Here is a 13,179-nt window from a genome sequence, read left to right on the forward strand (position 1 = left end):
GCCGGACGGCTTCTCGGCGCTCAGTAGCGCAGCGGTAGGAACTCGACGATCGCGTCGTCGACGGCGTTGGGCGGGACGACGACCAGACCGTCGCGGTCGACCAGGCCGCCCAGGTGTGCGGTGCGAACGGTCGGGTCGCCGATCCATCCGCCCTCGTCGGCGGCACGGGCGGGGACGATACGCGGCACCTGACCCGCGACCTCGGCGGCGTTGCGCAACGGCCCGCGCAACGGACGCGCCGCAGACGCGCCGGTGCGACCCTCGACGATCGCGGGTGCCAGGGCCATGAGTGTCGCGACGGCGGCGAGCGGATTACCGGGCAGACCGAGCACCGTGGCACCGGACCCGAGTTCGGCGACGACGGTGGAACCGCCGGGACGCAGGCGCAGGCGCGGCACGACGATCTCGGCTCCGGCGCGGGCCAGCGCTGCACGCAGCTGATCGGCGGCTCCGCCGCCGGTCGCGCCGACTATCACCAGCAGGTCGCCGTCCGGCGAGGCGGCCAGGACCTCATCGAAGCCGTGCGGAGTGTCCCGCAGGTGCACCCGGTCGACAGTGTGCACGCCGTACCACGACAGCAGATCCGGCAGGATCGGGCCGATCGAGTCGCGGGTCTGGCCCGCCTGCAGCGGACCCTCACTGCGGATCTCGTCACCGGTCATGACGATGCGGGCGCGCACCGGGCCACGTACCGGCGCCGCGGTGACCTCGACACTCGCGGCCGCGGAGATCAGCGCCGCGGTGATCGGCGTCCCTTCCGGCGCGACGAGATCACCGACCTCGCGGTCCTCGCCGCGGCGGCGGATGTCGTCGCGCGGCGGAGTACCGGGCAGCCGGTCGAGAGTTTCCCCGGCGACGTGCGCGAACTCATCGCGCAACACGCCGGTGGTGCCGTCCGGGACGTGCGCGCCGGTCGCGATCCGCACCGCCTCGCCGGACAACAGCCCCACCGGACGCCGCCCGCCCGCGAAGCCGATATCGCGGCGCAGGCGCCACGGCCCGTCGCCCGCCACCGCGTAGCCGTCCATCGCGGACACGTCGAAGCGGGGCAGCGGCCCGGCCGCCGTCAGCGGGCCCGCGAGCGCGGCGCCGGTCACCGAACGCAGGTCGGCCTCGTACGCGGTCAGCCGGGACAGCCTGCCGCGCAGCAGGTTTCGCGCCTCGTCGAGCTCGAGCGAAGGATGCCCGCGCGGTGCTTCGACCGCTGCCCTGGCCTGACGCACCTGCTCCTCTGTGTCGCAGTCGCCGACCCCGGGCAGCGGGATGATCGCGGCGTCGGCGGGTACCAGCGCCTTCATCGGCTGGTTGATCAGCGTGCCGAGCCCGTCCAGCGCGGCCGCCAGCGCGGAGCGCCGCCACACTCCGATCAGGTACTGCGGGCGACCCGATTCGTCGGCCGCGAACACCGCGTCCGCGCCGGACTCGTTGGCGTGCCGCAGGAGTTCGGCGAGCGCCCACTCCGAGAGGAACGGCAGGTCCGCGGCGAGCACCGCCACCAGCGGGGCGGCGGAGCCGAGCGCGCGCAACCCCGCGTCGATCGCGGCCACCGGCCCCGATCCCGGTGGCACCTCCCTGACCTGGATGATCTGCGGCGGCAGCTCGGGCCGGTGCGGCCCGACCACCACGGTGTGCGCGCAGGAGGCGACCGCGGCGAGCGCTACCTCGAGCATGGAATGGCCGCCGATGACGATCGCGGGTTTGTCCACACCGCCCATCCGGCTGGCCCGGCCGCCCGCGAGCACGATCGCGTCGACGGCCGTCACACGCCACAACCTCGAGCTAGGTACACCATGGCGGCCATGCTAATTCGTTGGTGCCGGGAACCCAGGTAGCGGACGGCGCCGGATCAGGCGTTCGACCAGAAGCGGGCGGACCGCAGCAGCCGGAACTCGTTGTCTTCGGGGTCGGCGAGCACCAGATCGGTCTCGCGGTCGGGAGCCGGGGCGGCCCGATCGATCGTCCTGGCGCCCGCGGCATGCAGCCTGGCCACCTCGGCGGCCTGGTTGTCGGCCGGAAACGAGGCCAGGTCCAGATGCAGCCTGGTGCGGCCGGACCCGGCGTCCGGGGTCTGCACGAACTCCAGCCAGGAGCCGAGCCCGGCCGGCGAACGCAGCCCGGCCAACCGCGCGCCGCGGTGCGTGAACGGCCAGCCGGTGGCGACCGACCAGAATTCGGCCAGGCGCGCCGGGTCGCGCGTGTCGACCACGATCGCCGCGACGGCGCCGGTGTCCACGTACTCCTCCCTTGGCTCGAGCACGCAGAACTCGTTGCCCTCCGGATCGGCGAGCACCGTCCACGGCACCGCGCCCTGGCCGATGTTCACCCGCCGCGCCCCCAGCGCCAGCGCCCGGTCCACCTGGGTGCGCTGATGGTCGAGCGAGCGGGTGGCCAGATCGAGGTGCAGGCGGTTCTTGCCGATCTTGGCCCGCAGCGCGGGCAGGAAGGTGAGGGCCAGTCCGGGGCCGTCGGCCTCGCAGGCCGCGACATCCACTCGATCGGGACACTCGAGCGTCACGCTCCAGCCGAGCAGTTCGGCCCAGAAGTCCGCGACCAACCGCGGCCGGTCGGCATCGAATACGACACACGCCAGGCGGGTGGGCATGGGTCAACGGTACTGGCCGCCGATCCGTCGCGGAGCTCTTTCGGCAGGCCGCGCTCAGCGGTCCGGGCGATCGGCGAACGGGAAGCGGGCGGCGCCCAGGTCGACGCGTCCGTCCCGGATCGGCACGCCCTCGTCGGCGAGCAGGCGCAGCTGGCGATGGGCCAGGTGCGCGGCAGGCCGGCCGCTGGCGCCGAGCACGCGATGCCAGGGCAGGTCGGCGGCGTCGGTGCGCATGATCCAGCCCACCGTGCGTGGCGTGGACAGGCCGACGGCGGCGGCGATGTCGCCGTAGGTCGCCACCCGGCCGCGCGGGATCGACGCCACCAGCGCGCGAACCTGCTCGATCTGGGCGTCGGTCGTCGGCATCGGTTCAGAGCACCGAGCGCACGAGTTCACCGGTCTCGGCCGGATACGCCTGGGCGACCATGTGATCGCAATCCCATTCCAGCACCGTCAGGCTGGCGCCCATGTGATCGGTCAGCGCCGCGCGGAACTCCGGCGTGACGAACGGCGGGTCGACCTTCATCGCCTGCACCAGTACGGTGGGCAGCTCGCGAGGCGGCAGCACCCAGTGCCGTGCCAGCTGGCCCCAGTAGGAATTGATGGCAGGCAGGCTCATCCGCCAGCCGAAGCGTCCGTCTGCGGTGGGCATCAGATGTTCGGTCAGCTCGGCCTCCACCAGGCGCGGCTCCACGTCGCTCCAGCCACTGTCCAGCTTGTCCTGGCGCGCCTCCGCGACGCTGTCGTAGTCGGCCGAGACCAGCGTGGACAGCGCGATCCGGTTGAGCCATTCCGGTTCCAGCGCGATCGCCGGGTCGAGCAGCACCAGCTTGCGCACCAATTCCGGATGCCGGTGCGCCAGATGCAGCGCGCACGCGCCGCCGAACGAATGCGCGACCACCACAACCGATCCGTCGGCCTCAACGGCGAGCAGTTCGACGAGGTCGGCGACGATGGTCTCGAAGTTCCACGGCGGCAGCGAGGTCGAGCGACCGTGTCCGCGCAGGTCAGGGGCGAGCACACGGACGTCGTGCAGATGCCGGGTGGCCAGGTCTTCCCAGCGTTTGCCGTGACCGGTCACACCGTGCAGGGCGAGCACCACCGGTCCGGTCGCCGGGCCGAACCGATGGACATTCAAAACAGACACCGGTTCATTGTGACCTGCGCCGGAATCGGTCGCAGAGCCAGCCGAGCGGAGGGGTGTACCGGCGTGTCGGTCGTGTCTGTTGCAATAGCCCGCGTGGTGCGATCGGATGGCGCGGTGCGACTTGTTCGCCGGAATAGGGTGGCGCCCCGGCCGCGAGACTGGGGCGCCGACGTTCGTGCGCTGGTGGACGCCGCGGCCGAGGACGGGCCGACGCGCCCCGGGTGGCGCCCCGGGTGGCGGCCCTGGCAGGTGCTCGGCGGCCCTGGTACAGGCAAAACGTCCTTGCTCGTCGATATCGCGGCCGCACGCATCGCGTCCGGGACCGATCCCGAATCCGTCCTGGTGCTGGCCCATTCGAAGCAGGCGGCGCGCGCGGTGCGCGACGCCATCACCGCGCGGCTGGCCGGACCCGAGCCCGGCGCCGAGGGTGGTGTGCCCGGCGCCACACGAGAGCCACTGGTGCGCACGGTGCACTCGTACGCCTTCTCGGTGCTGCGCAGACACGCGATGGCGCACGGCAACCCGCCGCCACGTTTGCTGACCGGCGCCGAGCAGGACGCGGTGCTACGCGAAATGTTGCGCGGCGACTTGGCGGATATCGCCGAGGGCGCGAATGGGTTGTGGACGCAGCGACTGCGGCCCGCGCTGGCGCTCGGCGGATTCGCCGAGCAGTTGCGGGATCTCATGCTCCGGGCCACCGAGCGCGGTATCGGGCCGGAGGACCTGGTCCGGCTCGGCCGCGAGCACGCCAAGCCGGAATGGGTGGCGGCGGGCAGGTTCGCGCTCCGCTACGAACAGACGATGCTGTTGCGCTGGTCGGTCGGCGTGGAGGCGCCGGAGGCGACGGCGCCCGCGCTGGACGCCGCCGAACTGGTCGGCGCGGCGCTGGACGCGCTGGCCGCCGACCCGAACCTGCTTGCCGCGGAACGCTCCAGGATCGGATACCTGCTGGTCGACGACGCCCAGCACCTCGATCCGCAGGCGGCGATCCTGGTCAAGGCGATCGGGCGCAGCGCGCGGACCACCGTGATCGCGGGCGATCCCGATCAGGCCGTTTTCGCCTTCCGCGGCGCGGACGCGCGATTCGTCGCCGACCTGGACGCGCCGGACGGGCAGCGCATCGTGCTGCGGGACAACCATCGGTTCAGCGGTCAGGTGCGGCTGGCGGTCGCACGGATCGCCGCCCGCCTGCCGGGTACCGCGCCCCAGCGCTTTCCGGTCCCCGACCAGGTGGCGCCCCAGGACGGCGACGCCGAGGTGCGGGTCCGCGTGCTCGCCACGCCCGCGAAGGAGGCCGCGCTGATCGCCGACCATTTGCGCCGCGCGCATCTCACCGCCGGGGTGCCGTGGTCGCGGATGGCGGTGATCGTCCGTTCGGTGCCGCTGTCGCTGGCGCCGCTGCGCCGCGCTCTGCTGGCCGCGGGCGTGCCGGTGCAGCAGCCCGCGCTCGACACACCGCTGGCGCGCAGGCGCGGCGCGGCCTGGATGCTGCTGTCGCTGCGCGCGGTGCTGGCGGGCGAGGCGGCAGAGCGGGGAGCGGAACCGGAGTTCGAGCCGGAGGACGCCCTCGACCTGCTGGCCGGGCCGCTCGGCGGCGCCGATCAGATCACTTTGCGCCGCCTGCGGCGCGGCATCCGGCGCGCGGCGTTCAAGGCCGGGGCGAAAACAATGGACGCTCAGGATGATTCGCCGCCGGATCGCGAGGCGGACATCGACCGTCCCTCCGCGCAGGTGTTGCGCGACCTCCTGATCGGAACCGGCGACGCGGCGGTCCTGGACCTGCTCACCGAGGTCGAGGCCGCGCCGCTGCGCCGGGTGCTGGACGCGCTGAACCGGGCGCGCAAGGCGCGGGCGCGCGGCGCGGGCTTGGAGGACGTGCTGTGGGCGCTGTGGACCGGGTCCCGGCTGGAGCGGCGCTGGGTCGCCCAATCCGAGCGCGGCGGTGCGGTCGGCATGCAGGCCGATCGCGATCTGGACGCCGCCGTCGCGCTGTTCGACGCGGCCGCCGCCTATGTCGATCGGCTGCCGCGGGCCAGCATCGAAGGTTTCGTCGATTACCTGTCGCAGCAGGAGATTCCGCACGATGCCGCGCCCCGCACCGCGCCGGGCGAGTCGGTCGCGCTGCTGAGCGCGCACGCCGCCGCCGGCCGGGAGTGGGACGTGGTCGCGGTCGCCGCCGTCCAGGAGGGGATCTGGCCCGATCCGCGCTTGCGCGGCACCCTGCTGAACACCGAGGACCTGGTCGATCTCACCACCGGTGTGTCCGATGCCGGGGAGCGGGTGAGCCGTGCGGCGCCGATCCTGGCCGAGGAACGCAGGCTGCTGCTCGTCGCGTGTAGCCGGGCACGGAGATCGTTGCTGGTGACGGCCGTGGAATCGGTTTCAGGGGAACGGGATCTGGTACCGTCGCGTTTTCTCGCCGAGCTGCTCGGGCACGGTGACGACGGCGAGCCCGGCGCGCTTCCGGTAGTCGACCCCGGGCGTGCCCTGGTGATGCATTCCTTGGTAGCCGAATTGCGCGGCGTCGTCTGTGATCCCGAGGCCGGCCCGGACCGCAAGCGGCGGGCCGCGCATCAACTGGCCCGGCTGGCGGACGCGGGCGTGCGCGGCAGTCATCCCGACGACTGGTACGGCACCGCCGACCTCAGCTCGCCGCGTTCGCTGTGGACCGACGACGACGGCGCGGTGGCGCTGTCGCCCTCCACCGTCGAACTGCTGCGCACCTGCCCGCTGCGCTGGGCACTGGAACGCCACGGCGGCACCGACGGTGACAATCCACACGCCGTCAAGGGCAACCTGGTGCACACACTGGTGCAGGCGCTGGCGGGCAGGGTGCCCGAGGAGCAGGTGCGCGCGGCGCTGGATCGTGCCTGGCAGGCGGTGGATCCCGGCACCGGCTGGCATTCCCGTCAGGAGCTGCGCCGCACCGAGGCGATGCTGGAGACGTTCCAGGCCTGGGTCCGCAACACCCGCGGGGAACTCACCCAGGCCGGTGTCGAGGTGCCGGTCGATTGCGTGCTGCCCGCGCGCACGGAAGACGAACGCGCCGTGCGGATCAGGGGCCGAGTGGACCGTCTGGAACGGGACGCGCAGGGCCGCTTCGTGATCGTGGACGTGAAGACCGGCAAGTCGCCGGTCACCAAGCAGGCCGCCGCCGATCATGCCCAGCTGGCGACCTACCAGGTCGCGGCCGCCAACGGCGCACTCGGCGGCGGTGATGAAAGTCCCGCTGCCGCAACCGAATCCGACGTGACCGCCGAACCCGGTGGAGCGCGGTTGGTGTACGTCGCCAAACCGAGCAAGGCAGAGGGCGCGACACAGCGCATGCAACCCCCGCTGGAGGCCGAGGCTCTCGGCAAGTGGCGTGACACGATCCACGAAGCCGCCGCGGCCACCCAGGGACCCAGCTACCTCGCCATGCGCAACGACGGTTGCCGCCACTGCGCGGTCGCGGGCAGCTGCCCCGTGCAGGACAAGGGAAGACAGGTGACCGACGAGTGAGCGGGTCTACCGAGGCTTCCGCACGCTCGTATCCGCCGCGGGTTGTGACGAACGTGGCGATGACATCCCCGGGTGAGGCGATGACCGACCGAGCGGGAGTGGTCATGGCACCGGTGGGCGCGCACCCGGTGTGGGCCATGATGGACGTCACCTGGCCGATCACGGGCGAGGCGCCGCCGTGAGTGAGCGTCAGCGAGCGAACCGAGGGCACAGTGCGCCCTCGCGCACGACGGAGCCGTGCGCCAGCGAGGCGAAGTCGTGAGCGGCGGCCGGGTGACACCGCACCAGCTGGCGCAGGCGCTCGGTCTGCCGCCGCCGACCGACGAGCAGGCGGCCGTGATCGCGGCGCCGGCGGGGCCGACCCTGGTGGTCGCGGGCGCGGGTGCGGGCAAGACCGAGACGATGGCCGCGCGTGTGGTGTGGATGGTCGCGAACCGGATCGTCCGGCCCGACGAGGTGCTGGGCCTGACCTTCACACGCAAAGCCGCGCAACAGCTGACCAGCCGGATCCGCACCAGGCTGGCCCGGCTCGCCGGTGCGCCACTGCTGCGCGAGCTCGATCCGACCGGTCAGCTGCGCGCCGAGCTGACCGGCGCGGAACCGGAAATCAGCACCTACCACTCGTACGCGGGCAGGTTGCTCACCGAACACGGGCTGCTGCTCCCGGTGGAACCGTCGGCGGCGCTGCTCACCGAGACCCAGCTCTGGCAGCTCGCCCACCAGGTGGTCCGCGCCTGGGACAGCGACCTGGACACCGATCGCACGCCGGTGTCGGTCACCGAGGCGGTGCTCGCGCTGTCCGGGCAGCTGGCCGAGCATCTGGTCGAGCCAGAGGAATTGGCCGAGGCGCACACCGAGCTGGAGAAGCTGGTGTACACGTTGCCCGCGGGTCCGCGCCAGCGCGGCGGGCCGAGCCAAACGCTGCTGAATATCGTGCAAGTGCAGCGGGAACGGGTGGCGCTGCTGCCGTTGGTGCAAGAGCTCTCGGAGGCGCTGCGCCGCCGCGGCGCGCTGGATTTCGGCGCGCAGATGTCCCTTGCAGCCCGGCTGGCCGCCGACCACCCCGAAGTGGCCGCCGCCGAACGCGCTCGCTTCAGCTTGGTCCTGCTCGACGAATACCAGGACACCGGCCACGCCCAGCGAGTCCTGCTCGCCGCTCTGTTCGGCGGCGAGGAGCGAGCCAAGGGACCCGAGCCGGGGCCCTGGAACCCCCCGATCCGCCCCGGCGTACACGGTCCGGATTCCGACGCGCCGCTGCCGGACGGCCAGTCGGCACGCGCGGATACCCATGACCCGGATTCGCCACCGCTCGCGGGCGGGTACGACGCGCATGTCGATCCGCCGATGCGAGAAGGAGATTCGCAGCGTGCCGGTGCGCACGATCCGCGCGCAGTCCACCCGACGCGGGACGCGCCCTCGTCACGCGCCGGTTCGGACGCCCGGCCGCATGGTCCGGATAGCGCGGGTGCTGCGCGGCGTCTTGCCGTCACCGCGGTCGGTGACCCGATGCAATCCATCTACGGCTGGCGCGGCGCGTCCGCGGCGAATCTGCCCCGGTTCGCCACCGACTTTCCCACCGCTCCTGGCGTTCCGGCCTCCACATTGGCGCTGCTGACCAGCTGGCGCAATCCGCCGGAGGCGCTCGCGCTGGCGAATCTGGTGGCGGAACCCTTGCGCCGCAGGGCAATCGAGGGCGGCGGGGTGACCGTCGACGCGTTGCGCGCAAAACCCGATGCGGCGCCGGGTGTCGTGGCGCTGGCACTGACCGAGGCCGTGGCCGCCGAACGTGAGTGGGTGGCCGAGCGGATCGCCGCGGAATGGGCGGCCCGGCGCGCGGACCAGCAGCCGCCGCCGACCTCGGCGGTGCTCGTGCGCCGCAACGCGGATGCCGCGCCGCTCGCGGAAGCGCTTCGTGCGCAAGGTCTCCCGGTGGAGATCGTCGGGCTCGGCGGCTTGCTCGCCACGCCCGAGGTCGCCGATATCGTCGCGACCCTGCGGTTGATCGCCGAGCCGGGCTCGGGCACCGCCGCCATGCGGGTGCTGACCGGCGCGCGCTGGCGCATCGGTGTCGCCGACATCGCCGCGCTCGCCCGCCGGGCCAGGGACTTGTCGATCCGGCGTCCCGGTGCCGATACCGCGGCCGAGATCGCCGACCGCGCCGCACTCGAGGAGGCGCTGCGCGAGGTGGCACCGGAACCGGCGGAAAAAGCCGGTCTGGCCGACGCGATCGCCGACCCCGGTCCAGCGCAGCATTATTCGGAAGCTGGTTTCGCCCGCATCGAGGCGCTGGCCCGGGAACTGGCCGCGTTGCGCGAACGCAGCGGCCAGCCGTTGGCGGAATTGGTGGCCGATGTCGAACGCACGATCGGGGTGGGTGTGGAGACTCAGACGCGGCGAGCGATGGTGGGTTCAGGTGCCGGACGCGAGCACTTGGACGCGTTCGCCGAGGTGGTGGCCGGCTACGCCGCGGATACCGGCGCCTCCCTTGGCGGACTTCTCGCGTTCCTAGCCGCCGCCGAGGAGGTCGAGAACGGGCTGGAACCAGGGGAGGTGGAGGTTGCCAAGGACCGGGTACAGGTGCTGACCGTGCATGCCGCGAAGGGCCTGGAATGGGAGATCGTCGCGGTCCCGCATGTGGTGGAGGGCGTCTTCCCGTCCAAGGTCGGTTCCGGCACCTGGCTGGGCGCGCTCGCCGAGCTGCCCACGTCCTTGCGGGGCGACCGCAGACAGGACGACGCGGCCGAAGGCGTTCCGGTGCTCGAGCTCAGCGATCTGTACGACCGCTCCGACCTCGACCGCGCGATCAAGGCGCACAAGGAGGCGCTGGAGCGACGCCGGATCGACGAGGAGCGCCGCCTGTTCTACGTCGCGCTCACCAGAACCGAACGCACGCTGCTGGTTTCGGCGCACCACTGGGCGGAGACCGGCGGCTCCCCCAAGGGTCCTTCGGATTTCCTGCTGGAGTTGAAGCGCGCGAACGAAGACCCCGACAGCCCGGCGCGCGATGTCCTGGCGATCGATCGGTGGGACGACCCGCCCGCGCCCGACGCCGTCAACCCTTTCACCGATAACCCGGCCACCGCCGAATGGCCCCGCGACCCACTCGGCACGCGCCGCGACCCCATCGAACAGGGCGCCGATCTGGTCCGCGCCGCCCTCGCCGATCTTCGCGCGCACCCAACCGCCGCGCACCACGGCCCGAATGCGCGCGGTGCCGCGGACTACCGCGTCGCGGAATCGCTCGGCGATGGGGACGACCACGTCGTCGACGCCCCTGACTACTACCCGCCTGATGACGCGTTCCCCCCGGACCCAGTCGACGAGTTAGCGGACTCACCCGACTTCGATTTCACCGCAACGGAATACGCCGACCCGTACGCGGATCTCGAGCCCTATTACGGACCCGCCCCGGACCCTGTCGAGGAGTACCTGTCGGCCGACGAACCCGCCTTCGCCACCGGGTTCGCGCCGCCGCCACCGGAGGACGACTACCCGCCCGAGCGGGCACATCGCGCGCCGGACCCGGACGATCCCGAAGGCTGGGCCGCCGACGTCGACGCCCTGCTGGCCGAGCATCACGCCGCCGCGGCCGCTGCCGAGGCGGTCGAGCTGCCCGGTCAGATCGCGGCGACGGCACTGGTCGAGCTGCGCGCCGACCCGGCGAAACTCGCCGCGCGCCTGCGTCGTCCGCTGCCCTACCCGCCGAATCCGCTGGCCCGCCGCGGCACCGCCTTCCACGCCTGGGTCCAGCGGTGGTTCAGCTCCACCCGGCTACTCGGCCTCGATGAACTGCCTGGCGCCGCCGACACCGCGGCCGACTCGGGATTGGACGCCGACCTGACCGCGATGCAGGAGGCGTTCCTGAACTCGCCGTGGGCCGACCGCAGCCCGATCGAGGTCGAGATCCCGTTCGAGACCTCGATCGCGGGCACCGTGATCCGCGGGCGCATGGACGCGGTGTTCGCCGAACCGGGCGGCCGCTGGATCGTGGTCGACTGGAAGACCGGTGCCGAGCCGAGCCCCGCCGAGGAACCCGCGGTCGCCATGCAGCTGGCCGTCTATCGCTTGGCCTGGGCGCGGTTGACCGCCGCCCGCGAGGGCCGCTCCGAACATGAGATGCTGCCGCGGATCGGCGCCGCGTTCCACTACGTGCGCACCGGACGCACCATCGCGCCGGCCACGCTGGCCGGCCCCGCCGAACTGGCCGAGCTGATCAGGAACGCCGCGCCCGTCGACTCACCGCCAGCGACTGGGTGATCAGCGGGATCTGCAGCGGAAGCCGCAGCGCCGAGCCGATCTTGACCAGCCGCGGCGCCTTCTGGCTCGCCAGCATGTCCGCGGCGAACTGGACGTTTGCCGGGAACACCGCGATGAACAGCAGCGCGGCCAGGCGTCCGCCGAAGCCGCGGGTCCGCGGGATCGCGAGCGCCGCGGCGACGCCGAGTTCGGCCACGCCGGAGGCGTAGGTGTAGTCGCGGGCACGTCCGGGCATGACGCGCGGCACGATCGAATCGAAGGGCTTGGGCCACACGAAATGCAGCACGCCGGTGCCGAACAGCAGGGCGGCCAAGGCGAGCGCGGGGCGTCGCCCGGTGTCGCGCGGGTGTGTCAGCGTGTTTTCTGCCATGCGGGCACCCTTGCATTCGATCCGGGTTCGCGTCGAGACCGGGTGCGGCATCGGCGAGTGGCCGCAGGCGCCGCGAATCGGACACGGGTAGGCTCCGGTGCTGTGCCGGAGCTACGAGGAATACCGAGATGACCGACACGAGCGTCTACCCGACCACTCGGCCCCACTCCGGTTTCCGACCGGAGCCGGCACGCGGCGCCGGGAAAACGAACACCGGTGGGTCCGATGTTCGGTGATCGAGCACGTGGCCTCGGGTTGGCCAGCCGTCCCCACTTCGCGCTGGTCGGGGTGCTGCGCATCCCGGAAGTGCAGATCAGCCCGTGGATTTCGCTGACAAGGCGGGTGCTGTTCGCGGCTTCGCTGCTGCTCCTGGCCGCGATCGTGGTCTATGTCGGTCGCGAGGGCTACCACGATAATTCGGGCAACGAACTGTCGTTCCTGGACGCCTTCTACTACGCCACGGTGTCGCTGTCGACCACCGGATACGGCGACATCCACCCCGTGTCGGCCGAGGCGCGATTGGCGAACATCGTCATCATCACGCCGCTGCGCATCCTGTTCCTCATCGTCCTCGTCGGAACCACGCTCGGTGTGCTGACGGAACGCTCCCGGCAGGCTTTCAAGATTCAGCGATGGAGGCACAGCGTGCGCAATCACACCGTGGTCGTCGGATACGGCACGAAGGGGAGGACCGCGATCGACGCCATGCTCGGTGACGGGGTGCAGCCCGCCGACATCGTCGTGGTCGACACCGACGTGGTCGCCTTGGAGGCGGCCGCGAACGCCGGGCTGGTCACGGTGCACGGCTCGGCCACCCAGTCCGACGTGCTGCGGCTGGCGACGGTGCAGAACGCCGCGTCGGTCGTGGTCGCCACGAACCGCGACGACACCGCCGTGCTGGTCACCCTGACCGCCCGCGAGCTGAACAAGACGGCCAAGATCGTGGTCGCGGTCCGCGAGGCGGAGAACACCCACCTGGTGCGCCAGTCGGGGGCTGATTCGGTGGTGGTGTCCTCGGAGACCGCGGGCCGGTTGCTCGGCATCGCCACGACCACGCCGACCGTGGTGGAGATGATGGAGGACCTGCTGACGCCCCAGGAGGGGTTCGCCGTCGCCGAACGCGAGGTCGAGCCCGCCGAGATCGGCGGGTCGCCACGGCATCTCAGCGATATCGTGCTCGGCGTGGTGCGCGGCGGAGTATTGGTCCGCGTCGGCGAGCCGGAGGTGGACGCGATCGAGGCGGGTGACAAGCTGCTGTACATCCGCCGGGTAGGCAAGTGACACCGGCGGCGAGCCAGGCGG

9 protein-coding genes are annotated in these 13,179 nt (G+C 72.1%); 4 read left to right on the forward strand and 5 right to left on the reverse strand.

Annotation, left to right across the window (positions count from 1 at the left end; genetic code table 11):
* Nucleotides 1-20 precede the first annotated feature (20 nt).
* From AB0M45_RS25465 to AB0M45_RS25480, 4 genes are all read right to left on the reverse strand, one after another.
* Nucleotides 21-1,763 (reverse strand): NTP transferase domain-containing protein, encoded by a 1,743-nt coding sequence (locus tag AB0M45_RS25465; protein ID WP_364334080.1) that lies wholly within the window; start codon nucleotides 1,761-1,763, stop codon nucleotides 21-23.
* 83 nt (nucleotides 1,764-1,846) lie between these two features.
* Entirely contained in the window at nucleotides 1,847-2,602 is a 756-nt protein-coding gene (locus AB0M45_RS25470; protein WP_364334082.1) for a VOC family protein, read from the reverse strand.
* A 54-nt stretch (nucleotides 2,603-2,656) separates the two neighbouring features.
* Nucleotides 2,657-2,968 (reverse strand): MGMT family protein, encoded by a 312-nt coding sequence (locus AB0M45_RS25475; RefSeq protein ID WP_364334085.1) that lies wholly within the window; start codon nucleotides 2,966-2,968, stop codon nucleotides 2,657-2,659.
* 4 nt (nucleotides 2,969-2,972) lie between these two features.
* The gene (locus AB0M45_RS25480; RefSeq protein WP_364334088.1) at nucleotides 2,973-3,749 is read right to left on the reverse strand and encodes an alpha/beta fold hydrolase; all 777 of its coding nucleotides are present in this window, start codon (nucleotides 3,747-3,749) and stop codon (nucleotides 2,973-2,975) included.
* On the opposite strand from AB0M45_RS25480, the gene AB0M45_RS25485 reads away from it, so the two are divergent.
* The 3 genes from AB0M45_RS25485 to AB0M45_RS25495 all read left to right on the forward strand — a co-directional run bounded on the left by AB0M45_RS25485 (nucleotide 3,639) and on the right by AB0M45_RS25495 (nucleotide 11,507).
* Nucleotides 3,639-7,250, forward strand: a complete 3,612-nt coding sequence (locus AB0M45_RS25485) for an ATP-dependent DNA helicase (RefSeq protein WP_364334092.1) — start codon at nucleotides 3,639-3,641, stop codon at nucleotides 7,248-7,250. The genes AB0M45_RS25480 and AB0M45_RS25485 overlap by 111 nt on opposite strands.
* A 59-nt stretch (nucleotides 7,251-7,309) precedes the next feature.
* Entirely contained in the window at nucleotides 7,310-7,432 is a 123-nt protein-coding gene (locus AB0M45_RS25490; RefSeq protein ID WP_364334095.1) for a hypothetical protein, read from the forward strand.
* Nucleotides 7,433-7,508: 76 nt separating this feature from the next.
* Nucleotides 7,509-11,507: an ATP-dependent DNA helicase gene (locus AB0M45_RS25495; protein ID WP_364334098.1), complete on the forward strand. Its 3,999-nt coding sequence runs from the start codon at nucleotides 7,509-7,511 to the stop codon at nucleotides 11,505-11,507.
* Here AB0M45_RS25495 and AB0M45_RS25500 read toward each other — a convergent pair.
* Entirely contained in the window at nucleotides 11,464-11,877 is a 414-nt protein-coding gene (locus tag AB0M45_RS25500; RefSeq protein WP_364334101.1) for a hypothetical protein, read from the reverse strand. The two genes, AB0M45_RS25495 and AB0M45_RS25500, sit on opposite strands and share 44 nt — an antisense overlap.
* A gap of 225 nt (nucleotides 11,878-12,102) precedes the next feature.
* Between AB0M45_RS25500 and AB0M45_RS25505 the strand changes: the two genes are divergently transcribed.
* Entirely contained in the window at nucleotides 12,103-13,158 is a 1,056-nt protein-coding gene (locus AB0M45_RS25505) for an NAD-binding protein (protein WP_364334104.1), read from the forward strand.
* Nucleotides 13,159-13,179: the final 21 nt, after the last annotated feature.

This window comes from Nocardia sp. NPDC051787, from assembly GCF_040681325.1.
GTDB lineage: Bacteria > Actinomycetota > Actinomycetes > Mycobacteriales > Mycobacteriaceae > Nocardia.